A 25,352-nucleotide genomic window follows, 5' to 3' on the forward strand; every position below is an offset into this window, starting at 1 on the left:
TGTTTTGCGAAGTATTCTACGGAATTACAAACAAAAATCGTCAAAATGCAAAGAATCAGACTTTTAGTTTTATTGCTGCTGTGTGTGGTGTGTCAACAGACTTTTGCACAACAGCGTACCATCAGCGGATTGGTTATCTCAGCTGAAGATCACGAGCCGCTTATCGGTGCTACGATTTCCGTACAGGGAAACGAGGCGCATGGGGTAGTGACCGACATTGATGGAAAGTATACATTGGAAGTGGGACCGGATGACAAGATTCTGGTCGTGGCTTACCTGGGTATGAAAACTCAGTTGATAAAGGTTCCTAAGAAAGAACACCTGAACGTGGTGCTCCAGCCTGAAACCATGAACCTGGAAGAGGTGGTGGTGACGGGATACGGTAATTTCACCAAGTCTTCTTTTACGGGGTCTGCCAATACCCTGAAGGGAGACATGATGAAAGACATCCCCGTGATGAGCGTGGAGCAGAAGCTGCAGGGAATGACCATGGGCGTGTCTATTACCAGCAGTTCCGGACAGCCGGGAGCTAATCAGAGCATTCGTATCCGTGGTATGGGCTCGTTCAATGCCTCTCAGGAACCGCTGTTCGTGATCGACGGGGTGCCGGTCACTTCCGGTAGCCTGAGTGCCGGAGGAGCCGATGCGGCCTATATGAACAACTCCAAAACCAATATCATGAGCACGCTGAATCCGGCCGATATTGAAAACATTACGATTATCAAGGATGCGGCGGCAGCCTCTCTGTATGGTTCGCGTGCAGCCAATGGCGTAATCCTGATTACGACCAAGAAAGGAAAGGCGGGCAAGGCACAGGTTTCCTTTAACATGTCGGGAGGTTTCTCGAATGCGGCGGTTGATTTCCGTCCGACACTGAACGGCGACCAGCGCCGTGAACTGTTGTACGAGGGCCTGGTGAACTACGCTACTGACAAGCAGATGGCAGACCCTACCGGCTATGCAGACGGTGAGATTGACAAGTATGCGTCTGTGCCTTCCATGGGCTATACCGACTGGAGAAAGGAACTGCTTCGTACCGCCATCCAGCAGGATTACGAGGCATCTGTATCCGGAGGAAACGAGAAGACCACTTTCTATGCCTCTTTGGGCTATAACAGCCAGGAAGGACTGGCCAAGAACTCCAGCCTGGATCGCTACTCCGCCCGTCTGAACATGACCCAGAAGGTAGGCCGGTACGGTGAGGTAGGCGCCAACATGATGTTTACCCAGATGAACCAGGAGATGAACGAAGAGCGTGGCTCTGCCATCAACCCGTATTTGTGTGTGGCAATGACCATGACTCCTTCCATGCTGGTGAGAGATGAAGCCGGAAATTATGTGGGAGCGTACGACGGTACACAGTTGAACCCGCTGCGTGATATTCTGACGGACTATAACCGCACGCGGATGACGCGTATGTTCTCCACCGGCTATGCGGCTGTAGAACCGATAAAGGGCCTGAAAATAAAGGAAACGTTAAGCTATGATTATACCATCCAGAAGGACTCGCGCTACTACAATCCGTTGAGTTCTGCAGGACCGAAGAGCGGTTCCGATGCACAGTCCTCCAAAGGATTCATCGAATATGGGAAGCTGATTTCTTCTACTTCGGTGAATTACGTGAAGACCTTTGCGCAGAAGCACCACCTGGATGTCTTGGCTGCGTATGAAGTGGAAAGCTACCAGACGGATAAGGCATCCGGCGAACGTTCCAAATTGCCGTCGTATGTAGGGCTTACTGAACCTGATAACGGAGCAGTGTTGAACAGCTTCGTTTCATCAACGCAGGATTATCGTATGCTGTCGTATATTTCACGTTTGAACTACGATTATGACGACCGTTATTATGTGGCAGGAAGCTTCCGCCGCGACGGTAGTTCCCGTCTTTCACCCGATAACCGCTGGGGAAATTTCTGGTCCGTATCGGGTATGTGGCATGTGAGCAACGAAGCGTTCATGCAGCCTGTGAAGCACATTCTGAGCGATTTGAAGATTCGTGCCTCTTACGGTGTGAACGGTAACCAGCCAGGCTCTCTGTATGGCTATATGGGATTGTATTCTTTGGGACAAAGCTATATGGGAGGTTTGGGTTCTTATGAATCTTCTATCTCCAACCCCAACTTGGGATGGGAAAAGAACTATAACCTGAACGTGGGACTGGACGTGTCGTTCATCAACCGCATTTTCCTGAGCGTGGAATACTATAACCGCGATACGAAGGATTTGCTGTACAGCCTTCCTATCAGTGCCACCACCGGATTTACGAACTACCTGAGCAATGTGGGACAGTTGAACAACCGGGGTGTGGAACTGGAACTGCGTACCATCAACTTCGCCAATGACAACTTTAACTGGACCACGGTCTTCAATCTGAGTCACAACAAGAACAAGATTGTGTCACTCAACGGACAGCTGGAGCAGTCAATCGAGGGCACATGGTTCATCCACAAAGTAGGATTGCCCTACTACACCTTCTACGTAAAAGAATACGCCGGGGTAAATCCGGATACAGGTAAGGCCATGTATTACCGTAACCAGGAAATACCTCAGGAAGACGGTTCGGTGATTGTAGACCGGAGCCTGACGGAGAGTGCCAGTGAGGCGCAGGCCATTCCTTATAAGTCGGTTAACCCGAAAGTGTCTGGCGGTCTGACGAACATGCTGAACTACAAATGGCTGGACCTGAGCTTTACGCTGACCTATTCCTTGGGCGGATATTCTTATGATAAAACTGGCACCTATATAGAGAATGGTACCAAGAACATTTATGATTCAAGATATAATCTTCCGGTATATGCCATGGACCGTTGGCAGGAGCCGGGCGACCAGACCAATGTACCGCGCTTTGTGTATGGGGAAGATGCCGGACCTCAGAACTCTTCGCGCTATATTCACAGTACCGATCATCTGCGTCTGAAGAACCTTACGCTGGGATTCACGCTTCCTTCCGAATGGACCCGCAAGGCCCTGATAGACAAAGCCCGCATCTATTTCTCAGGCAGCAACCTGCTGACATGGGCTAAATGGAAACAGTATGACCCCGAAACTCCGGTCAACGGAGAAGTGTTCTGCGAGGCACCTGCCATGCGTACCTTCAACTTCGGCGTACAATTAACTTTCTAAAAACGAATTGGATTATGAAACCACTCTATATTTATTTTCTTGCCGCCTCACTGGCATGTACCTCTTGTTCGGACAGCTGGCTGGACCTGAATCCGTCCACGTCCGTACCCACCGACCAGGCTTTCTCTTCTTTGGAAGATGCCCAAAGCGCATTAAACGGCATTTATAGGCTGGCGTCAGCACATAGTTATTATGGTGACAATTTCTTTTATTTTGGCGATTGCCGGGCTGCGGATGTGCAGGCTCGTATGACGAAAGGAGACGGACGTAGGGTTTCACCTTATTATGAGTATAACGTGAAGGCTACTGACAGTTTTAATTCAAGCCTGCCGTGGAATCAGGTCTATAAAGTGATTCGACAAACCAACAATCTGATAGCTGCAACTGAAAGTGGGTTGATAAAAACTACTGATGAGGCTGCTCTGAATGAGATTAAGGCTCAGGCCTTGGCCATGAGAGGGCTTGCTTTATACGATCTTATACGCGTGTTTGCCATGCCTTATTCGTATGATAACGGCCAGTCATTAGGGGTGCCTATCGTTACAACAGCCACTGATCAGTCTTCGAAGCCAGCACGCAATACGGTGGCCGAATGCTATGACCAGATTATTACCGACTTGACCAACTCGCTGGCCGGCCTTAGCAAGGAGAAGAAGGACGGCTGTCTGAACTACTGGGCCGTGCAGGGTATTCTGTCAAGAGTTTATTTGAACAAGCTGGATTATCCGAATGCCTACAAGGCAGCCACAGATGTCATCGAAAACAGTAAAAGCCTGTATCAGTTGTACACCCTTGACGAGTATCCTACTGTCTGGGGAAAAGAATACACCAGCGAATCGCTTTTCGAATTCTACTTCTCGCTGACGGAACCTTCCGGTGGTTCGGGTGGAGAAGGAGCTCCTATGGTCTATGCCAATGAGGAAAAAGTGGACTGGAACAATCTGATACTGTCGGAAGACTACCTGAACTTGCTGAATGAAGACCCGCAGGATGTGCGCCACTGTGTGACAGAAGTATCTGCCATAGCAAATAATGAAGGTCTTCCCGAAGGCGCCCGTGACAAGAAAGTCTATCTGGCGAAGTTCCCCGGCAAGACCGGCGATCCGCGCGACAACAACTTGTGCATCGTGCGTCTGTCAGAGATTTATCTGAATGCAGCCGAGGCAGGTCTGAAAATAGGGGGCGAGCAGGCGACCAAGGGAATGGAATACCTGAACGACGTGATTACCAACCGTACCACGAATACCGCCATGAAAGTAAATGCCGCTGCCGATTTCACCCTGGAGCGCATCCTGAAAGAAAGAAGAAAGGAACTGGTGGGCGAGGGCCTGGCAGTGTACGATTATACGCGTAATAAATTGCCCGTGGTGCGTAAGGGAAGCTGGCACCTGACTTCGCTGGAGACTTCCAATGCTTATACCATCCAGCCGAATGACTCACGTCTGGCCATCCCCATTCCGCAGACCGAGATAGACGCCAATCCTAATCTGGTGCAGAATCCTTAACAGGAGGCAGCAGTCAGATAATATCCCCGTCCTCTGGCGGTGGAAATCCGATAATCCGGGAAGTCTTGCAGGACTTTCCGGATTGTTTGTATATGCGCATCTAATTTCTCATCCGCCTGCGGGTCGTGCGGCCAGCAAGCCGTTTTCAAGTCTTCACGGTTCACACATTCTCCTTTCTTTTCCCATAGCAGGTAAAGAAGCTGCAAGTCGAGGCTGGAAATGGCACACTGCATGCCGTCGATCAGCAATATCTGCTGCTTCAGGTCGATGCTCAGCCCTTTTTCAGGCTTATTTTGCCGTTTTTTCAGGTAAAGGCAGACTTGTATACCTGTGGCAGCAAGCAGCAGGCACAGCAGCCCGTAAAAGCCCGCGTGGATATGGCGGAGTAAAGTCAGCCAGTCGTAGTCAGCCCACCCTTGCAGTTGCAGGCTGTGAGTCAGGTCGAGCCAGCAGACCGGAGTCTTATAGGCTGAGGACGTGGGTAAGATGCCTGCCCGTGTGCGGGTGCGGGCCGACTTGTCGGAATAAAACACACCCGCCGTTCCGCTGACATGCCTTTTTTCGAGCTGTTCCTGAAACAACCGGTTCACTTCCTCCACCCTGACAGGCTGTATGTCTGCCAGCAGGTATTCGTTCAGCAGTTTCCGGGCTTTCTCCTCCGGGATGCTGTCCTTGAACAGGTAAGTGGTTTTCCCTTCTGTAGTCTGGAGCGTATAGCTTTTGATTTTCCGGCTGGAGACGGGCGCGAAAAGATAAGCCTTCAGGGCCGGGTCAACGTAGATGTGCGGGTTTCTGCTGAACGCATTCAGACGGTCGTTGTAGTGAAGGCGTTCGGCTTCCTGCAGGGATTGATTGATAAGGGCATGCACCTGCGTCCGGCTATGCCGCAGCGCCGCGTAACCGCCCCCCATGAGTACGATGACAGTGGCGGCTACAGACAGGAACCAGCTTGTTCTCTTTGTCATAACGATATTCTTTAAGCAGCAGGTTTATCTTTCCTTCAGGTACTTCTCTACCTTCTCGAAGAACAGTGAGATGTGCGCCCCGTCTACAAAGGCATGGCTTACGGTCAGTGCAATGGGCATGACCAGCCTTCCCTCACGTGTCACCGCCTTGCCCGCGTTCATCAGCGGATAGTCCAGCGGATGGCCCGGGGCATACTGCGTGTAAGAGATGGAAGTAAAGTACAGCTTGGGCGTGGCACTGAGCAGGATGACGTCGAAATCGCCCTGCGCCGCAATCTCCTTGTCGGTGCCGTACGGGTCTCCGTCCTCCGGGATAGAGGTAATGATGCGCCGTGCTTCCTCGTAGAAAGCCTTGAAATCACTGTTCCAGGGAATGCGAACCGTGTAGAACGTCTTTCCCGGCACGGCAATGGGCGTCGTGATGTCTACCGTATCGTGGCAGACCACCTGTCCGTGCTTGTCCCACCGGTAACGGAACTCCTTGATTTCATTCGCCGCACGAAGAATGGCGTACAGGTAATACAGAAAGAAGGAACGGCCCTGCGCCTTCGCTTCCGCATACGCCTCCGTGCAGTCCACCTCGCCCGTCATGGCAATCCAGGAATTATGGAAATCGCGGAAGAAAAGATAGTTGTCCTTCCGCTCCCAGGTGTCAATATCGATAAGATGTTTCATGCTTGACGGAATTTTTGCGCCACCTTCCGGTAGACAGGCATGTCAATGTGCAACTGTGCGCCCAGGTCAATCATATCGAACAGCAGACCCTGAATCTCCGACTCATGCCCCCGGGCAATGTCCTTCTGCATGGAAGCCGTGCTGTGCGGGTCGAGCTTGTCAATCACCATCAGGTTGTAGGCCACGGGGTCGCCGGGGTAGGCGATGCCCAGTTTCTCCCCAATCTGCGCACTCTCACGCGACAGGCCGACGAACGTGTCGCGCACCTCACCCTCGTGCTGCACCTCGCCCATCGGCACGTCGTGATAGGCACCCGTGCAGGCCATGGCCGAGATGAACGACCATTTGATGAACGTATCCCGGTTGATGTCGTCCGACACGTCCACCTTGATGCCGCACTCGCGGAGTTCGCCGGCAATCTTCTCCAGCCGTTCGGGCGCCACCTGCTGCTGCGGACGCGCACCGAACACCAGGCGGAAGATGCTGCCCATCTGACTGATTTCCCCTTCGCCCGATACGAAGCCCACGATGTAGATACACCCGTCGAGCACCTTGACAGAAGGCACCAGGCGGCCGATGCGGGGCCCCGTGCCATACACATTCAGGATGGGGATGACCAGGGTGTGGGGGGTAGCCGCACGCTCCAGCACGGGGCGGATGGAGTCAATGGAATAGCCTTTCACGCACACCAGGATGACGTCCGCCTTTCCCCGGTATTCTTCGGCGGTGCATGCCTTTACGCGGAGGAAATGCTCCCCCTTCAGGTCCGACTTCAGGTGCAGCCCCTGCCGGCGGATGGCTGCTAAGTGCTTTCCGCGGGCAATGCAGGTCACGTCCTTGCCTGCCAGTGCCAGAAATCCGGCGATGCATCCTCCTACACCGCCCGTTCCGATGATGAGATAGTTCATGGTGTTCTCCTCCCGACGGTTACACGTTGAAACGGAAGTGCATGATGTCGCCGTCTTCCACCACGTATTCCTTGCCTTCCACGTTGAGCTTTCCGGCCTCACGTACGGCAGCTTCCGAGCCATAGTGGATAAAGTCGTCGTACTTGATGACCTCCGCGCGGATAAATCCCTTTTCAAAATCCGTGTGGATGACACCGGCACACTGCGGAGCCTTCCATCCCTTGTGGAACGTCCAGGCACGCACCTCCATCTTTCCGGCCGTGAAGTACGTCTCCAGGTTCAGCAGCTTGTAGGCCGCACGTATCAGCCGGCTCACGCCCGACTCTTCCAGCCCCACTTCCTGCAGGAACATCTGGCGGTCTTCGTACGTCTCCAGTTCGGCAATGTCGGCTTCCGTCTTGGCCGCTACAATCAGGATTTCAGCACCTTCCTCTTTCACTGCCTCACGCACCTGCTCCACGTACTTGTTGCCGCTTACGGCACTGGCTTCGTCCACGTTGCACACATACATCACCGGCTTCGAGGTGAGCAGGAACAGTTCGTGTGCTATTTTCTGTTCGTCTTTCGTTTCAAACTGCACGGTACGTGCCGATTTGCCTTGCAACAGCGCCTCACGGTAACGAACCAGCACCTCATACGTTTGCTTGGCCACCTTGTCGCCCCCGGTCTGCGCCTGTTTCTGTACCTTCTGAATGCGGCTTTCAATGGTTTCTAGGTCCTTCAGCTGAAGTTCCGTATCAATGATTTCCTTGTCGCGCACCGGGTCCACACTGCCGTCCACATGCGTCACGTTCTCATCGTCGAAGCAGCGCAGCACGTGCAGAATGGCATCCGTTTCACGAATGTTGGCCAGGAACTTGTTGCCCAGCCCTTCGCCCTTGCTGGCCCCTTTCACCAGTCCGGCAATGTCCACAATTTCCACGGTAGTGGGCACTATACGGTCGGGGTCCACCAGCTCGGCCAGTTTGTTCAGACGGTCATCGGGCACCGTAATCACGCCCACATTGGGCTCGATGGTGCAGAACGGGAAGTTGGCCGCCTGGGCTTTTGCGTTTGATAAGCAGTTGAAAAGTGTCGATTTTCCCACGTTTGGCAAACCGACGATACCACATTGTAATGCCATAATTTATAGTTTGTTTTTAATCTATTTTCAGATGCATAATACTCTAATTCTCTGCAAAGATAGTTATTTTTTAAGTTCCTGCCTATTCTTCTACAGAATGAGCGGCAATTTTGGCAGACTTCGTCGGTGGAAAATAAAAAAGAGGCGCTTCATCACGAAGTGCCTCTTTTGTAAAAGAGAGTTTATGAATTTTCTTATTTAATCATTTGTCCATTGTAACAGTCATTTCAGGAATCAGAATGAAATCATTCTTCTTGGAATTCCATTTGTAGTATTCTGTAGTTACACTCTTGTTGTCGTATGTATAACGGATACACAAATCGTTTTCCCAGCAGTTCTTGTTTACATTCCATTTCTGTGACATATTTTCAGTCATCTGGTTGTTGTCATTGTATTTGTAGTTATACTTCATGTAGTTTGTCAGCATGTTACCGTCTTTCTTGTATACAGTTTCTGCAACTTTCAATCCGTTAACTTCTTGCGCATTGTAAATCAGGTTGTTATTCATTTTAGCAGCATAAGTTGACAAGCTTGCAACAAAAGTTATAACTAAAACAACTACACACTTTGCTAAATTCATCTTTTTCATATCTTTCTAATTTTAAGGTTTTACTTACGTTTTGTTCTTTTTGACGGTGCAAATGTAGTAAAAGCTTTGATATGTTGTATGCATTCCGGCAAAAAAATGCGACAAATTAGCAAAATGTCACTAATTAAACATTTGTTAACAATTTGGATGACTTAGTGTGCTTCCAGCCAATTGTGTCCCCAACCATGGTCAGCACGCAGTGGAGCTTTCATTTTGTAAGCAGCCTCCATTTCGCTTATCACAATTTGCTGCACTTTTTCTTTTTCTTCCGGCAAGACGCTGAAGTTTAATTCGTCGTGTACCTGGAGAATCATTTTCGAGCGGATACCTTCTTCCTGGAAGCGCTGGTATATGCGTATCATGGCTACCTTAATAATATCGGCGGCACTGCCCTGAATGGGGGCATTGATTGCATTTCGTTCGGCATACCCTCTGACGACTGCATTTTTGGAGTTGATGTCCGGCAGATAGCGTTTGCGTTTGAAGATGGTTTCAATGTATCCTTTTTCGCGTGCTTCCTGAATGCTCTGGTCCATATAGGCCTTTACATTCGGATAGTTTTCAAAGTATCCGTCGATAAGTGCTTTGGCCTCCTTGCGGTCAACGTTCAGACGTTCTGCCAGTCCGAACACTGAAATTCCGTAGATGATACCGAAATTGGCAGTCTTGGCCTTGCTTCTTTGTTCGCGTGTCACCTCCTCCAGTTTTACCTTATATATTTTAGCGGCAGTAGCTGCATGAATGTCCTGGTCTTTTTGGAAAGCTTCAATCATGTGCGGGTCATTGCTCAGATGTGCCATGATGCGCAGCTCAATTTGTGAATAGTCAGCCGAGAAGAATTCGCTTCCTTCGTCGGGGATGAAAGCCTTTCGGATTTCCTTTCCGTCTTCGTTGCGGATAGGAATGTTCTGCAGGTTCGGATTGCTAGAACTCAGTCGTCCGGTAGCTGTGACCGTCTGGTTGAAAGATGTATGGATGCGTCCGGTAGCCGGATTGATAAGTTGGGGTAGGGCATCAATGTAGGTACCTAACAGTTTTTTCAGTCCGCGATGTTCCAGAATCTTTCCTACGATTTCATGCTTTCCTCTTAGACTTTCCAGCACTTCTTCCGAAGTGACATACTGCCCGGTCTTCGTCTTCTTGGCTTTTTCCACGATTTTCAGGCGGTCGAACAACACTTCACCCACTTGTTTGGGAGAGGCAATGTTGAATTCCATTCCGGCCAGCTGGTGTACCTCTTCTTCTATCTGGTTCATCCGGGCCGTAAAATGTCGTGACGTTTCTTTCAGTGCTTCCGTATCAATACGTACTCCGTTTCTTTCCATGTAAGCCAATACCGGCACCAAAGGCATTTCTATCTCTTCGAACAGTTTTTTGACTCCGTTAGTCTCCAGTTCGTTCTCGAGTACCTGTTTCAGTTTGAGGGTTACATCGGCATCCTCACAAGCATATTTGTAAACTGCCTCGGGAGCCAGGTCGCGCATGTTTCCTTGCTTTTTCCCTTTTGCTCCAATCAACTCTTCGATTTTGATGGTTTCGTATTTCAGGTAAATCTCGGCCAGGTAGTCCATGCCGTGACGAAGTTCGGGCTGCAGCACATAATGCGCAATCATGGTATCGAACATCTTTCCCTTCAGGGTCACTCCGTAATTGGCCAGCATGATCAGGTCGTATTTGATATTTTGTCCAATTTTGAGCGAATCTGGATTTTCGAAGGCTGGTTTAAATATATTCACAATTGTAAGGGCTTCTTCACGATTAGCCGGTACCGGTACATAAAAGGCCTGGTTTTCGGCAAAACTGAAGCTCATTCCCACCAGTTCTGCCGTGATGGGATCGATTCCGGTGGTTTCCGTGTCTAGACTGAAAAATTTCTGGACAAGTAATTTTTCGGCCAAAACCGCCATTTTCTCCTTATTATCAACGAGTTGATAGTCGTATGGCAGGTCTTCTAACCTCGTGAGAATTGAATTTTTGGCGTCAGCTGTATCTTCCTCCGCAAAAAAGCCAAAGAGATCGGGTTGAGCGGCAGGAGAGGAGGGAGCTTTTTTTTCTGTTTTGATTACCCGGTCAATCAGGCTTCGGAATTCCAGCATTTCGAACAGACGGCGCAATTCCTCTTCATCGGGCTCTTCTCTTTTCAGTACTTCCATGTCGAGTGCGATGGGCACATCCGTTTTGATGGTAGCCAGAAATTTTGAGAACGTGATTTGCTCTTTGTTTTCTTCCACCTTCTTCTTGATGGCACCTTTCAGTTCGTCGGTGTGAGCCAACAGATTCTCGATGCTGCCGAACTGGGCTATCAGTTTCTGTGCCGTTTTCTCTCCCACACCCGGGCATCCTGGAATGTTGTCGGCCGTATCTCCCATAAGTCCGAGCATATCGATGACCTGTAAGGGCGACTGGATGTCGAACTTGGCTTTTACCTCTTCCACCCCCATCACTTCGAAATCTTTGTCGCCGTATTTGGGACGATACATGAACACGTGTTCACTCACTAACTGTCCGTAGTCCTTGTCGGGAGTCATCATGTAGGTATTGATGCCTCTTTTGCCGGCTTCCGTAGCAAGTGTGCCGATTACGTCATCAGCTTCGTATCCGGCAATCTCTAAAATAGGAATATGATAGGCACGTATAATATCCTTTATGACAGGAACCGACTGCCGGATAGCTTCCGGAGTCTCTTCCCGCTGTGCTTTGTATGCTTCATAGGCTTCGTGGCGAAACGTAGGTCCCGACGGGTCGAAGGCAATGCCGATGTGAGTAGGATTCTCTTTCCGTAGCACTTCTTCCAAAGTGTTGACAAATCCTAGGATGGCAGAGGTGTTGAAACCCTTCGAATTGATGCGAGGATTCTTGATAAAGGCGTAATAAGCACGGTAAATCAGTGCATAAGCGTCTAATAGAAATAGCTTCTCCATTCGTGTAAAAATATTAAGTTTTTTCATGTAAAAGTACAAAAAAATACGGTATTCAGTCTTTTATTATTACTTTTGTGGGCCTAAATAAATGTACATGAACAAAATTGACTTAATAAAGCAGCCTGTAGAAAAAGAATTAGAGGAATTCAGAGGGCTTTTTGAAAACTCTTTGACGAGTACAGACCCTCTTTTGGGAGAGGTGTTGGCTTACATCAAGAAACGGAGCGGAAAGATGATGCGTCCTATTCTGGTGATGCTGACGGCTAAATTGTTCGGTACATTAAATCAGTCAACCTTTCATGCGGCATTGTCGCTGGAACTGCTCCATACCGCCAGTCTGGTACACGATGATGTGGTAGATGAGAGTGATAAGCGTCGGGGGCAGTCTTCTGTAAACGCAATCTACAATAATAAAGTTTCCGTACTGGTAGGCGATTATATGCTGGCCACAAGTCTGAAGCATGCCGCTCTGACTGGTAAGGTGGAACTGGTAGAACTGGTGGCTACTTTAGGACAGGAATTGTCGGAAGGTGAGATTCTGCAGTTAGGCAATATTGGTAAGGAAGATTTCTCAGAGGAGGCATATTTCGATGTCATCCGGAAGAAGACAGCTGCCCTGTTTAAGGCCAGTTCGCAGAGTGGAGCTGTATCAGTAGGAGCCGTGCAGGAAGAGGTAATGAAAGCTGGATTGTTAGGTGAAATGATTGGTATTGCCTTCCAGATAAAGGACGATATCTTTGATTACTTCGAGAGTTCGGAGCTGGGCAAGCCTACAGGAAACGATATGCTGGAAGGAAAGCTCACGCTTCCTGCCTTGTATGTACTGAACCAGACGGGGGATGACAGCTTGAAGCAGACCGCCTTGAAGATACGTTCCTTGGAAGCTTCGAAAGAGGAGATAGCGAACTTTGTAGAAACCGTGAAAGAAAAGGGAGGTATTGAATACGCCACCCGCATGATGTACGAGTTCCGCGATAAGGCGCTGGCCCTGGTTCCCGCTTCGGCCGATTCCAGTCTGAAAGAAGCATTGACGGCTTATATCGATTATGTGATTGAACGAAATAAATGATTCATAAAAAAAGCCCCTTTCTTTATCGAAGAAAAGGGCTTTTTTTATGTCCTTATATGAGGTTTTTTAGAAGAACTTGGTTTCACTTCCTACAATGTCAGAAAGCAATAAGTTGGCCATGCGGCTTGTACCTAGACGGAACAGCTCGTTGGTCAGCCATTCTTCTCCTAACAGCTCTTTTACGATGGTGTAGTATACTAATGCATCGTGCACGGAGTTAATGCCTCCAGCGGGCTTAAATCCTACTTTACGTCCGGTTTCCAGGAAGTATTCCTTGATGGCCTGGCACATTACGTAAGCAGCTTCCGGTGTAGCAGCCGGACTTTCTTTTCCGGTAGAAGTCTTGATAAAGTCAGCACCTGAATACATAGATAGGATAGAAGCTTTCTTGATATTTGAAGCACTTCCCAATGCGCCGGTTTCCAGGATTACTTTTAAGTGCTTGTCGCCGCATACTTCTTTCAGTTCTTCGATTTCATCGCACATACCTTCGTAGTCACCGCTCAGAAATTTGCCCACAGAAATTACGATATCTATTTCGTCTGCGCCACTATGAATAGCCATGGCCGTCTCGGCAACTTTTACTTCAATGAAGGTCTGTGAAGAGGGGAAACCTCCCGATACGCAGGCAATCTTCACGTCGTCTGCTTCCAGTGTATCGTTGACGATTTCAGCCATGTTGGGATATACACAGATAGCTGCCACGTTTTTCAGGTCAGGGTAGCGGTCGACAAACTCATTGACCTTTTCCGTGAATTTCATCACGCTTGTGTCGCTGTCTGTACATTTCAGCGTAGTCAAGTCAATACAATTGAAAAGAAATTTCTTTACTTCCTTCGTATTGTTTTCTTCCAGGTGCTTTTCGATGAGTCGGGCTGTTTTTTCCGCGATTTCATCGTCCTTCAGATTCGTTTGATATTTGCTCAACGCATCTTCGTACTTGTTGTACTGGCTCTCTTCTTCGTGCGTATGTTCGCATCCGCACGCATGTTCGTGATTAGGATTCATATACTTTATAGTTTAGGGTTGTTTTTATGTCTTTCCTTATCTCGGTTGGTTTTCTTCTCCAGGTTCTTTCTGAACGCTTCCGTCAGGTCCACACCCGTCTGGTTGGCCAGACAGAGTAACACCCAGAGCACGTCGGCCATTTCATCGCCCAAGTCCGTTTTTTCGCCTGCCTTGAACGACTGGTCGCCGTAGGTGCGTGCCATGATGCGTGCCAGTTCACCCACTTCTTCTGTGAGCACAGCCATATTGGTCAGCTCACTGAAGTACCTTACTCCGTACGTCTTTATCCATTCGTCTACGGTCTTCTGTGCTTCTTCCAGTGTCATGGTTATTCCTTGTTTTTGGTGTCCATGCAGATGGTCACCGGTCCGTTGTTCAATAATTCCACCTTCATGTCGGCCCCGAACTCACCGGTTTCCACTTCTTTTCCCAGGGCAATGCTCAATTCATTGCAGAAGTATTCGTATAGAGGAACGGCAATTTCATGTCCGGCAGCCCGGATGTAAGAGGGGCGGTTTCCCTTCTTGGTCGAAGCCATCAGTGTGAACTGGCTTACCACCAAGATTTCTCCCTGCACATCCAGAATGGACTTGTTCATTACGCCATTCTCATCGTCAAAAACACGGAGGTTGACAATCTTCTTGCAGAGCCAGTCTGCATCTTCCTGCGAGTCGGCAGCTTCAATGCCGAGCAGAATCATGAAGCCTTCTTTGATGGCCGATTTACAAATTCCGTCAATGGTCACGGATGCGTGTGTCACGCGCTGTATAACTACTCTCATGTGATTCGTCTTGTTTCTACAAAAATAATCAAATTATTTGGATTCCGACAGTGATTCCTTGACGCTTTTCGCTGCACTTTCTCCAATCACTTCTGCAATCTCTTCCAAGCTGGCTTGCCGGATGCGGGCCACACTCTTGAATGTTTTCAGCAGGGCTGTTTTCCGCTTGTCGCCGACACCTTTGATATGGTCGAGTGCAGAGGCAATCTGGCTTTTGCTTCTTTTTTCCCGGTGGAAGGTGATGGCAAAGCGGTGCACCTCATCCTGGATATTTTCCAGTAGATGGAAAAGGGGAGTGCCTTGCTTGATGCCGAGCGTCTGCGGTGGAAATCCAAACAGCACTTCCGACGTACGGTGACGGTTGTTCTTGGCAAGACCCACAATGGGAATCTGCAAGTGTAGCTCGTCTTCTATCACCTGTTTTACCACTTCCATTTGGCCTTTTCCTCCATCCGTCAGAATCAGGTCGGGCAGTTCACCTTGCTCTTCCAGAATGCGGCTGTAGCGCCGACGTACCACTTCCTGCATGGAAGCGTAATCATCTGGTCCCACCACCGTTTTGATAAGGTATTTCCGGTAGTCTTTTTTGCTGGGTTTGGCTTTCTTGAACACCACGCAGGCAGCCACTGCATCCGCCCCCTGAATGTTGGAGTTATCAAAACACTCAATGTGGTTCGGCATTTTCTCCAGTTGCAGCTGTGCCTGAATCTCTTTCATCAGCCGCACGCTCCGCTGCTCCGGATTCAGTTTCTCGGCCTGATTCAGACGGTCCACTTTATACTGCTTCACGTTCATCAGCGAAAGGTCGAGCAAGTGCTTTTTCTCGCCCTTTTTAGGAATCGTGAGCGTCACGCCGTTCATTTCCATGTCCAGTTCAAAAGGCACGATGATTTCCTTCGACGTGCTTTTATAGCGTTCGCGCATTTCCACGATACCCAACTGCAGCAACTCTTCCTTGCTCTCGTTCATGCGCACCTTGTATTCGAAGGTGAAGGCCTGGTTGATGCATCCGTTGGTAATGTGCAGGTAGTTGATGTACGCCGTATTCTCGTCCGTTTCTATGGAGAATACGTCAATGTGATGAAGCACCGAACTCACTACTTCACTCTTAGCGCGATAGCTTTCAATGAGCATGTATTGCTCCTTGAGTTTTTGTGCTTCCTCAAACTTCATCTCTTCTGCCAGGCGTTTCATTTCCTCCATCAGCGCATTGCTTACCTTTTGGGTATTGCCTTTCAGCAGCTCCCTTGCCTGCGCTATCTGTTGCATGTATTCTTCGTGCGACTGCTTCCCGATGCAGGGTCCTTTACAGTTCTTGATGTGGTATTCCAGGCAGACCTTGAACTTCCCCTGCGCAATGTTTTCGGGCGTCAGTGCCAGGTGGCAGGTACGGAGCGGATACAGTTTTTTTATCAGCTCTAGCAAGGCCATCATGGAAGGCACGTGGCTGTACGGGCCGAAGTAATTCGAACCGTCGCGAATAATCTTCCGGGTCTTGTAGATGCGTGGGAAATACTCGTTGCTGATGCAGATGGAAGGGTAGGTCTTGTCGTCCTTCAGCAGCACGTTGTATCTTGGCTTGTATTTCTTGATCAGGTTATTCTCCAGCAGCAGGGCATCCTCTTCCGAGTTCACCACGATGTAGCGGATGTCGGCAATCTTGGAAACCAGCATGCGTGTCTTGGCCGACTGGTGGTCCTTGGAGAAATAAGAATAGACACGGCGCTTCAGATTCTTGGCTTTTCCCACGTAGATGATGACCCCTTCCTTGTTCAGGTATTGGTAGATGCCCGGACCTTCCGGAAGGTTCAATACGATTCCTTTCAGGTATTCACTGGTGTTGCTTGTCTTTTCTGTTTCTTCCATGTCGTAGGGTTCTTGTCAGGGTGAATACAGCCTTCTTTGAGGAGAGGTTTCCTGCAAAGAAGGCTGCATATAATTTCCCCCTTTTTGTAGGGGATTCTTCTCGTGTTATAGTTCTAAAAGGGTAGTGACCTCTACGTCCTTTTCGAAAGCGTTTCTTCCGTTCAGTCCTTTCAGCTCGATGACGAAGTTGACATACGCTTTCTCCACGCCGCAGCGTTTTACCAGTCGGTAAGCTGCCGCCATGGTTCCGCCCGTAGCCAGCAAGTCGTCGTGCAGCAATACTACGTCGTCTTTGCTGATGGCATCCTTGTGAAGCTGTATGGTGTCGGTTCCATACTCCTTGGCGTAAGTTTCTTCAATGACTTCAGCCGGCAACTTTCCGGGCTTGCGGGCCATGATGAATCCGGCTCCTAAGCGGGCCGCCAAGGCACCTCCCAAGATGAATCCTCTGGACTCGATACCTACCACTTTGGTAATCCCTTTGTCCTTGTACAGCTCATACAATTCGTCTATCATGCCCTGCAAGCATTCCGCATTTTTGAACAGGGTAGTGACGTCGTAGAACAGAATTCCGGGCTTGGGGAAATCGGGTATTTCTCGAAGGTTTTTCTTTAATGTTTCTTTATTCATATCCAGTATTTTATGTGTATTCCTTAAACAAATTGTTTCACGTGAAACATACCTGCTTTATCGTCCCAAAAGCACTAACAGCACGTTGATGTCGCTCGGTGATACGCCGGGGATGCGGCTGGCTTGTGCCAGGGTTTCCGGGTCTATCTTCACCAGCTTCTGGCGGGCTTCGGTCGACAGGGATTGCAGGTTCGCGTAGTCAAACTTTCCTTTGATTCGGATGGACTCCAACCGGTGTATCTTGTCGGCAATCGTACGCTCCCGGTCGATGTAGCCTTTGTACTTGATGCGGATTTCGGCTGCCTCGATTACCTCTTCTTTTCGGTCCTCGATTTTGTCGAGTGCTGCCTGGAAGGCGGGGATATAAGGAGCGATATTTTCAATCGTAATCTGCGGACGGCTGATTAAGTCAACCAGCTTGCATCCGTGAGTAAGCGGAGCTGTTCCTAACTTTTCGAGGGCGTCGTTTATTTTGTCGGCCTTCACGGAGAAGGTGCTTACGAAGTTTACGATGCGGTCTATTTCGGCCCGTTTCTTTTGCAGGATTTCGTAGCGGTCGGCTTTCACCAGTCCCAGCTGATAAGCCCGTTCGGTCAGTCGCATGTCGGCATCATCCTGACGAAGCAAGATGCGGTATTCCGCTCTCGAAGTAAACATACGGTACGGCTCATCCACACCTTTGGTCACGAGGTCGTCAATCAGTACACCGATGTAAGCTTCGTCGCGTCCCAGCACGAATGGCTCGCCGCCGTGGCAGTTCAGGTGCGCGTTGATACCTGCAATGATACCCTGTCCGCCGGCTTCTTCGTATCCGGTTGTCCCGTTCACCTGTCCGGCAAAGAAGAGGTTTTTCACCATCTTCGATTCCAATGTATGCTTCAACTGTGTCGGGTCGAAGTAGTCGTATTCGATGGCATATCCCGGGCGGTACACCACCAGGTCTTTGAAGCAAGGAATCTTCTTCAGTGCCTCCAGCTGGATGTCCATCGGGAGTGAAGAAGAGAAGCCGTTCAGGTAAAGTTCCTGTGTGGTTTCACCTTCCGGTTCTAGGAACAACTGGTGTTGCGGCTTATCAGGAAAGGTCACGATTTTGGTTTCGATACTCGGACAGTAACGCGGTCCGATGCTCTGGATTTGTCCGTTGAAAAGGGGAGAGTCGGCCAGTCCTTTCCGGAGTGTGTCGTGCACCTCTTCGTTGGTAAAGCAGGTCCAGCATTGCAGCTGTTTCAGGTGGCGCGGTTCGCTGATAAACGAGAAGCGGTGGAAATCATTCTCGCCGTCCTGTGTGTCCATCAGGTCAAAGTGCACGCTCTTTCCGTCGATGCGCACCGGGGTACCCGTCTTCATGCGTCCGGCCGTAATGCCGTGGCGGGTGATGGATTCAGTCAGGTGATACGATGCCGGTTCCGCACAGCGTCCTCCTGCCAGCATCTTGTGTCCGATGTGCATCAGACCGTTCAGGAAAGTACCGGCAGTCAGCACCACACATTTGGCATGAAACGTCACTCCCCAGCAAGTCACCACGCCGGTCACTTCGCCATTCTCCACCAACAACTCTTCCACCGTATCTTGCCAGATATGCAGGTTGGGCAGGTTCTCCAGAATTTCTCTCCAGGCCCAGATAAATTTTCCTCGGTCGCACTGGGCGCGCGGACTCCACATGGCCGGTCCTTTGGAACGGTTCAGCATACGGAACTGGATGGCGGTCTTGTCTGTCACCAGTCCCATGTATCCTCCCAAGGCGTCAATCTCTCTGACGATTTGTCCCTTGGCAATACCCCCTACGGCCGGGTTACAGCTCATCTGCCCGATTTTGTTCATGTCCATTGTAATCAGGCAGGTCTTTGAGCCCAGATTGGCTGCCGCAGCCGCTGCTTCACATCCGGCATGACCGGCTCCGATTACGATTACATCATACTTGAAATCCATTAGCTTTTATGTTTTTAATCCTTTGCAAAAATACGAATTACATGAAATCTTTCCGCATTTCCAGTGCTTTGTTTTCTGCGGCTTCCATGATTTTGCGTTCTCCCGGCCCCTTGTCATTGATGCCGCAAAGATGCAGTATGCCGTGTATGATTACGCGGTAGAGTTCCGTCTCATACGGCGCATTGAACTGTTCGGCGTTGGTGCGTACCGTGTCCAGGCTGATGAACAAATCGCCCGACAGTTTCTTGCCTTCGCAGTAGTCGAACGTAATGATGTCCGTGTAATAATCATGCTGCAAGTACTGGCGGTTCACCTCTAAGATCTTCTCGTCCGAACAGAAGATGTACGCTATTTCGCCCACCTTCTTGCCGTAGGTATCGGCCACGGCTTTGATCCATGCAGTCGTTTCGCGCTTCTTGATGGCGGGCATGTCTATGCCCTCTGTCTGATAACTAATCATAGCTTATGTTAATTGAAAAATAAATATCCGATGAAAATGGCAGCTAGTATTCCGGTAAAGTCGGCTATCAGTCCGCAGCTTAACGCATGCCTTGTACGCGTCACGCTGACGCTTCCGAAATACACCGCCAGAATATAAAATGTAGTATCCGTTGACCCCTGGAAGATGCAGGCCAGACGGCCGACAAACGAATCGGCTCCGTAGGTGCTCATGGCGTCCACCATCAGTCCGCGGGCCCCGCTACCGCTCAGCGGCTTCATCAGTGCCGTGGGCAGTGCGCCGACAAACTGGTCGTCTATTCCGCAACTCCGTACCACCCCGGCGATGCCCTGAATCAGAAAATCCATGGCGCCCGAAGCACGGAACACACCGATGGAAACCAGGATGGCCACCAAGTAAGGAATGATGCGCACGGCAGTAGAAAATCCTTCTTTGGCTCCTTCCACGAAGGCATCGTACACATTGATTCTTTTCCGCATGCCCGACACGATAAAGCCGATGATGACGAGAAAGAGAAACACATTGGCAAAGGTGGTAGAGTAGAGGTCAATCTGTTCCCGGCTAAGCTGAAGGAAAAGCCAGATGATGCCTGCAATGAGCAGACTGGCTCCTCCGAGAAACAGCAGAATAGTCCGGTTCAGCAGGTTGATGCGCTGGTACAGGCTGACCGCAATGATACCGGCCATCGTCGAAAAGAAAGTCGCCAGCAGAATCGGAACAAACACGTCCGTAGGCTGTGCGGCTCCCATCTGTGCCCGGTATACCATGATGCTGATGGGAATCAGTGTCAGTCCCGACGTGTTCAGCACTAAAAACATGATCATCGGGTTGCTGGCTGTATCCTTTCGTGGGTTCAGCTCCTGCAGTCCCTCCATGGCTTTCAGGCCGAGCGGTGTGGCCGCATTGTCCAGCCCCAGCATATTCGCTGCCAGGTTCATGAAAATACTTCCCGTCACCGGATGCCCTTTCGGAATCTCCGGAAACAGTTTTGAAAACAGCGGACTCAGCAGACGGGCGAAAAGCTGGATAACGCCTCCTCTTTCTCCAATCTTCATGATGCCCAGCCAGAGCGACAACACCCCCGTCAGTCCCAATGAGATTTCGAACGCCGTTTTGGAAGAAGCGAAAGTAGAATTGATAATCTCCGGAAATACGGCCGTGTCGCCTAAAAATACGAGCTTGACCAGTGCCACCACGAAGGCCAGAAGGAAAAATGCAATCCAGATGTAGTTTAAAGCCATTTCTATCTAAGTATAATTCATGATTAATCTGTGTTACAAAAATATATAATTTCTTTGTCACTTCCTTCACCTTGTCTGAAAACATATAACTTTGTGTATATGAAAAGTTTTCCCTTACGTTACGTACGTTGGACCGCAGAGGCCTTGGGGGTGTGCTTCATCTTCCTTTGCCGCCTCTTGCCCGATTGGGGCGAGATGTATGCCCGTCACTTTTATCCCGCTTTGTCCGCACTGTTGTCGGCCCTGGTTTCCTGGATACCCTTCTCCATGGAAGAATGGTTTTTTGTAGCCGCGTGTGTACTCCTTGCCGGACTACCGCTGTGGGGCTGGAAGAAAAAGAAAGGGTGGAAGTGGACCTTGCGTGCAGAAGCCGAGCTGCTGGTAGGAGTGTACCTCTGGTTCTATGTAGGCTGGGGAATCAACTATTTCCGGAAAGACTTCTTTACGCGTTCCTCTGTAGAATATGTGGCCTATCAGGATTCCACCTTTCAGCATTTTCTGGCCGACTATACCCGCCGCTTGAATCAAGCCTACACGCAGTCGCCTTTCCCTTCGCACGAGATCATCGAAAAAGAGGTGAAGCAACTCTTTGCCCAGGTGCCCTCCCGTTTCGGTCTTTCTTCACCGAGAAGCTACCAGCATCCCAAGCAAGTCATGTTCAACGCACTCTATTCCGGTGTCGGCGTGTTGGGCTACATGGGCCCTTTTTTTGCCGAGTCACAGCTCAACCGCGAGCTGCCTCCCTTGCAATGGCCGTTCACCTATGCCCATGAATATTCCCATCTGTTGGGAATAAGCAGCGAGGCCGAAGCCAACTTCTGGGCCTATCAGATTTGCATCCGCTCCGTTTCACCAGCCGTCCGCTACTCCGGCTATTTCGGTCTGCTACCCTATGTGCTCTCCAATGCCGCTACATTGTTGGAAGAAGAAGACTACCGGCAACTGCTTGCTTCCATTCGTCCCGAGATTTTGCAGACCCTTCGTGAAAAGCAAGCCTACTGGCAGGCACGCTACAATCCGTGGGTAGGACGAGTGCAGGAACTGATGTATGAGTATTACCTCAAAGGCAACCAGATTCCTTCCGGACAGAAAAACTATGCCGAAGTGGTAGCCATGATTCTTGCCTTGCCCGGCGGCTGGTGGAAATAAACGCCGCGAGAATCTGAAAATCCCGTCCATCCGTCGGAGAGAAGCTGATTTTTCAATTCTCAAGGGGGAAAGATGACTTATTTTACTGTCAAACAGTGGATTACCGGAATTACTGCTTTCTTCATTCTGGAAATGAAATGAAAAGATACCTTAAAATCCCATCAAATTTCTAATTTTCGTATGCCGTTTGCTTCTTGCGTAAAAAATCCTTAAAGTGTGAAAATCAGTGAATAGCCAGCTTTTTAGGAGAAAAAACACTATCTTTACAGCCTTAATTTTTCTAAACTCAAAGCGAACGAAAGAAAATTATACCACAATGACTATCACGATTAAAAAAGTCACTACGAAAAAAGAACTGAAGAAGTTCATTCGTTTTAATTACGAACTTTATAAAGATAATCCCTATTCCGTTCCCGATTTGTACGATGACATGCTGAATACCTTCAATCCCAAGAAGAATCCGGCATTTGAATTCTGCGAGGCAGAATATTTCCTGGCATACAAAGGCGAGGAGATAGTGGGGCGTGTGGCTGCCATCATCAACCACCGTGCAAATGACACCTGGAACAAGAAAGAAGTCCGTTTTGGCTGGCTGGACTTCATTGACGAAGAAGAAGTGTCTTCAGCCTTGCTGAAAGCCGTAGAGCAATGGGGAAAAGAAAAAGGTATGGAAGCCATTGTCGGTCCGTTGGGATTTACGGATATGGATGCCGAAGGAATGCTGGTTGAAGGATTCGACCAGTTGAGTACGATGGCCACCATCTATAATTATTCCTATTATCCGGAACACATGGAGCAGTTAGGCTTTGAGAAAGAAGCCGACTGGGTGGAATACAAACTGAGCGTGCCCCACCAGCTTCCGGACAAGTTTGTGCGCATCTCCGAAATCATTCTTCAGAAGTACAACCTGAAAATTAAGAAGCTCAAGCGGAGCGAAATCAAGAAGCAGAACTACGGGCAGAAAATCTTCGATTTGATTAACGAAGCCTATGCGCCTCTTTACGGATATTCGCAGATGACGCAGGGACAGATTAACCAATATATAAAGATGTATCTGCCGCTCATCGACCTGCGCATGGTGTCGTTGGTAGAAGATGCGGAAGGCAACCTGGTGGCAGTGGGAATCGCCATGCCGTCCTTGTCGAAAGCCTTGCAGAAAGCCAAGGGAAAGATGCTTCCTTTCGGCTGGTACCACCTGTTAAAGGCCCTGTTCATCAAGCGTCCGCGTGTGCTCGATTTGCTGCTGGTAGGCGTGAAGCCCGAATACCAGAGCAAGGGAGTCAACGCTCTCTTGTTCTACGACCTTGTGCCTATTTTCCAGCAGATGGGATTTGAGTATGGGGAAAGTAATCCGGAGCTTGAGCTCAACAAGAAAGTACAGGCACAGTGGAGCGCATTCGAATCCGTGCAACACAAACGCCGCCGTGCTTATAAGAAAATGATTTAAAAAACAGAGGGGGAATAGATATGGAAGAACTCAATGAACAAACCGTTTCCTCTGTAGCTTATACCGAAGAGAACATTCGCCACCTGAGCGACATGGAGCACGTACGTACCCGTCCCGGTATGTACATCGGTCGCCTGGGCGACGGTTCGCAGGTGGAAGACGGAATTTATGTGCTGTTGAAAGAAGTCGTCGACAACAGTATCGACGAGTTCAAGATGGGAGCCGGAAAGCGCATTGAAATCCAGATGGAAGACAACCTGCGGGTGTCCGTGCGCGACTATGGACGAGGCATTCCTTTGGGAAGTCTGGTCGATGCCGTTTCCATGCTGAACACCGGAGGAAAGTACGATACCAAGGCCTTCAAGAAAAGTGTCGGTCTGAACGGAGTGGGAGCCAAGGCGGTCAATGCATTGAGCAGCCGTTTCGTGGCCTGGAGTGCCCGCGACGGACAGATGCGCAAGGCCGTGTTCGAACGTGGAGAACTGGTCAGCGACGAGACCTGCGCCACGGACGAAGAAAACGGAACCTACATCTTCTTTGAGCCCGACGATACCCTGTTCCAGAACTACCACTTCCGTCCGGAGTTCATTGAGACCATGCTCCGCAATTATACCTATTTAAATACGGGCCTTTCCATCTATTATAACGGACACCGCATTGTGAGCCGTAACGGACTGGAAGACTTGCTGAACGACAACATGACTGCGCCGGGACTGTATCCCATTGTGCACCTGACGGGCGAAGACATTGAGATAGCCTTTACCCACAGTGCGCAGTATGGCGAGGAATACTATTCCTTTGTCAACGGTCAGCACACCACGCAGGGAGGAACCCACCAGAGCGCGTTCAAGGAACACATAGCCCGTGCCATCAAGGAGTTCTACGGAAAGAACCTGGAGTTTCAGGACATCCGTAACGGACTGGTGGCTGCCATTGCCATCAACGTGATTGAACCTACGTTCGAAAGCCAGACCAAAATCAAGTTGGGCTCACTGTCTATGGCACCGGAGAAAGATTCCGAAGGCAACCCCTATCCCTTGTCGGGCGTCAGCGTCAACAAGTTTGTGGGCGATTTCGTAAAAGAGCAGGTAGACAACTACCTCCACAAGCATCCCGATGTGGCCGAAGTCCTGCTGCAGAAAATCCAGGAATCCGAAAAAGAACGCAAGGCCATTGCCGGCGTCACGAAGATAGCCCGTGAGCGTGCCAAGAAAGCCAACCTGCACAACCGTAAGTTGCGCGACTGCCGCATCCACCTGAACGACCAGAAAGGCGGAAAGAAAGAAGAAGACGACCCCCGTCTGGAAAGCTCCATCTTCATCACCGAGGGAGACTCCGCCAGCGGTTCCATCACGAAAAGCCGCGATGTCAATACGCAGGCCGTGTTCAGCTTGCGCGGTAAGCCGCTGAATTCTTTCGGACTCACCAAGAAGGTGGTCTACGAGAACGAAGAGTTCAACCTCCTGCAGGCTGCCCTGAACATTGAAGAAGGGCTCGACGGACTCCGATATAATAAGGTAATCGTGGCCACCGATGCCGATGTGGACGGTATGCACATCCGCCTGCTGATGATTACCTTCTTCCTGCAGTTCTTCCCCGACCTGATAAAGAAAGGTCATGTGTACATCCTGCAGACCCCCCTGTTCCGCGTGCGTAACCGCAAGAAAGGGGTGTACGAAACCATCTACTGCTATTCGGAAGAAGAGCGTGTGGCTGCCATCGAGAAGTTGAGTCCCAATCCCGAAATCACCCGATTCAAAGGATTGGGAGAAATCTCGCCCGACGAGTTCCGCCATTTCATCGGTAAGGACATGCGTCTGGAGCAGGTCACCCTTCGCAAGACCGACGCCGTGAAGGAACTGCTGGAGTTCTACATGGGAAAGAACACCATGGAACGCCAGAACTTCATCATCGACAATCTGGTGGTAGAGGAAGACCTGATTAAGAATGAGGAATGAAGAAT

Annotated in this window: 20 protein-coding genes; 6 read left to right on the top strand and 14 right to left on the bottom strand. The window is 49.8% G+C overall.

Annotated elements, in window-relative coordinates:
• Nucleotides 1-45 precede the first annotated feature (45 nt).
• Both DXD04_RS00300 and DXD04_RS00305 read left to right on the top strand, forming a co-directional pair.
• Entirely contained in the window at nt 46-3,123 is a 3,078-nt protein-coding gene (locus tag DXD04_RS00300) for a SusC/RagA family TonB-linked outer membrane protein (RefSeq protein ID WP_117669974.1), read from the top strand.
• 14 nt (nt 3,124-3,137) lie between these two features.
• Nucleotides 3,138-4,628: a RagB/SusD family nutrient uptake outer membrane protein gene (locus DXD04_RS00305; RefSeq protein WP_117669976.1), complete on the top strand. Its 1,491-nt coding sequence runs from the start codon at nt 3,138-3,140 to the stop codon at nt 4,626-4,628.
• On the opposite strand, the gene DXD04_RS00310 is transcribed toward DXD04_RS00305, so the two are convergent.
• From DXD04_RS00310 to polA, 6 genes are all read right to left on the bottom strand, one after another.
• On the bottom strand, nt 4,625-5,593 hold the full coding sequence (locus tag DXD04_RS00310; protein WP_117669978.1) for a winged helix-turn-helix domain-containing protein: 969 nt from the start codon (nt 5,591-5,593) through the stop codon (nt 4,625-4,627). The genes DXD04_RS00305 and DXD04_RS00310 overlap by 4 nt on opposite strands.
• A 24-nt stretch (nt 5,594-5,617) precedes the next feature.
• Nucleotides 5,618-6,268 (bottom strand): chloramphenicol acetyltransferase, encoded by a 651-nt coding sequence (locus DXD04_RS00315; RefSeq protein ID WP_022053711.1) that lies wholly within the window; start codon nt 6,266-6,268, stop codon nt 5,618-5,620.
• A complete protein-coding gene (locus DXD04_RS00320) occupies nt 6,265-7,176 on the bottom strand; it encodes a ketopantoate reductase family protein (RefSeq protein ID WP_117669980.1) in 912 nt (303 codons plus the stop codon). Before DXD04_RS00320 ends, DXD04_RS00315 begins: the two co-directional genes overlap by 4 nt.
• A 19-nt stretch (nt 7,177-7,195) precedes the next feature.
• Nucleotides 7,196-8,299 carry a redox-regulated ATPase YchF gene (gene ychF, locus DXD04_RS00325; protein WP_117669982.1) on the bottom strand — a complete coding sequence of 368 codons (1,104 nt, stop codon included), beginning with the start codon at nt 8,297-8,299 and terminating at the stop codon, nt 7,196-7,198.
• Nucleotides 8,300-8,501: 202 nt separating this feature from the next.
• Nucleotides 8,502-8,888, bottom strand: a complete 387-nt coding sequence (locus DXD04_RS00330) for a DUF3836 domain-containing protein (RefSeq protein ID WP_007559517.1) — start codon at nt 8,886-8,888, stop codon at nt 8,502-8,504.
• Between the two features lie 152 nt (nt 8,889-9,040).
• The gene (polA, locus tag DXD04_RS00335) at nt 9,041-11,809 is read right to left on the bottom strand and encodes a DNA polymerase I (protein ID WP_117669984.1); all 2,769 of its coding nucleotides are present in this window, start codon (nt 11,807-11,809) and stop codon (nt 9,041-9,043) included.
• A 94-nt stretch (nt 11,810-11,903) separates the two neighbouring features.
• On the opposite strand from polA, the gene DXD04_RS00340 reads away from it, so the two are divergent.
• On the top strand, nt 11,904-12,878 hold the full coding sequence (locus DXD04_RS00340; RefSeq protein ID WP_117670198.1) for a polyprenyl synthetase family protein: 975 nt from the start codon (nt 11,904-11,906) through the stop codon (nt 12,876-12,878).
• Nucleotides 12,879-12,944: 66 nt separating this feature from the next.
• Here DXD04_RS00340 and deoC read toward each other — a convergent pair whose 3' ends face one another.
• The 8 genes from deoC to DXD04_RS00380 form a co-directional block, all read right to left on the bottom strand.
• Nucleotides 12,945-13,886 (bottom strand): deoxyribose-phosphate aldolase, encoded by a 942-nt coding sequence (gene deoC / locus DXD04_RS00345; protein WP_117669986.1) that lies wholly within the window; start codon nt 13,884-13,886, stop codon nt 12,945-12,947.
• Between the two features lie 5 nt (nt 13,887-13,891).
• Complete coding sequence (locus tag DXD04_RS00350; RefSeq protein WP_022053718.1) at nt 13,892-14,212, bottom strand: nucleotide pyrophosphohydrolase; 321 nt, start codon at nt 14,210-14,212, stop codon at nt 13,892-13,894.
• 2 nt (nt 14,213-14,214) lie between these two features.
• Nucleotides 14,215-14,667, bottom strand: a complete 453-nt coding sequence (gene dtd / locus DXD04_RS00355) for a D-aminoacyl-tRNA deacylase (protein ID WP_117669988.1) — start codon at nt 14,665-14,667, stop codon at nt 14,215-14,217.
• Between the two features lie 33 nt (nt 14,668-14,700).
• Nucleotides 14,701-16,533: an excinuclease ABC subunit UvrC gene (gene uvrC / locus DXD04_RS00360; protein ID WP_117669990.1), complete on the bottom strand. Its 1,833-nt coding sequence runs from the start codon at nt 16,531-16,533 to the stop codon at nt 14,701-14,703.
• Nucleotides 16,534-16,638: 105 nt separating this feature from the next.
• Nucleotides 16,639-17,163 carry an adenine phosphoribosyltransferase gene (locus DXD04_RS00365; protein WP_007559502.1) on the bottom strand — a complete coding sequence of 175 codons (525 nt, stop codon included), beginning with the start codon at nt 17,161-17,163 and terminating at the stop codon, nt 16,639-16,641.
• A gap of 57 nt (nt 17,164-17,220) precedes the next feature.
• Complete coding sequence (gene mnmG, locus DXD04_RS00370) at nt 17,221-19,092, bottom strand: tRNA uridine-5-carboxymethylaminomethyl(34) synthesis enzyme MnmG (RefSeq protein WP_117669992.1); 1,872 nt, start codon at nt 19,090-19,092, stop codon at nt 17,221-17,223.
• Between the two features lie 37 nt (nt 19,093-19,129).
• Nucleotides 19,130-19,552, bottom strand: coding sequence for an rRNA maturation RNase YbeY (ybeY, locus tag DXD04_RS00375; protein WP_117669994.1), 423 nt, complete (start codon nt 19,550-19,552; stop codon nt 19,130-19,132).
• A gap of 8 nt (nt 19,553-19,560) precedes the next feature.
• Nucleotides 19,561-20,793: a nucleoside recognition domain-containing protein gene (locus DXD04_RS00380; RefSeq protein ID WP_117669996.1), complete on the bottom strand. Its 1,233-nt coding sequence runs from the start codon at nt 20,791-20,793 to the stop codon at nt 19,561-19,563.
• A gap of 99 nt (nt 20,794-20,892) precedes the next feature.
• Between DXD04_RS00380 and DXD04_RS00385 the strand changes: the two genes are divergently transcribed.
• The 3 genes from DXD04_RS00385 (at nt 20,893) to DXD04_RS00395 (ending at nt 25,347) form a co-directional block, all read left to right on the top strand.
• Nucleotides 20,893-21,942 carry a DUF3810 domain-containing protein gene (locus tag DXD04_RS00385; protein WP_117669998.1) on the top strand — a complete coding sequence of 350 codons (1,050 nt, stop codon included), beginning with the start codon at nt 20,893-20,895 and terminating at the stop codon, nt 21,940-21,942.
• Nucleotides 21,943-22,258: 316 nt separating this feature from the next.
• Nucleotides 22,259-23,389 carry an N-acetyltransferase gene (locus tag DXD04_RS00390; protein ID WP_117670000.1) on the top strand — a complete coding sequence of 377 codons (1,131 nt, stop codon included), beginning with the start codon at nt 22,259-22,261 and terminating at the stop codon, nt 23,387-23,389.
• Nucleotides 23,390-23,409: 20 nt separating this feature from the next.
• Nucleotides 23,410-25,347: a DNA topoisomerase IV subunit B gene (locus DXD04_RS00395; protein WP_117670002.1), complete on the top strand. Its 1,938-nt coding sequence runs from the start codon at nt 23,410-23,412 to the stop codon at nt 25,345-25,347.
• Nucleotides 25,348-25,352 lie beyond the last annotated feature (5 nt).

Source organism: Phocaeicola plebeius (genome assembly GCF_003437535.1).
Classification (GTDB): Bacteria; Bacteroidota; Bacteroidia; order Bacteroidales; family Bacteroidaceae; genus Phocaeicola; species Phocaeicola plebeius_A.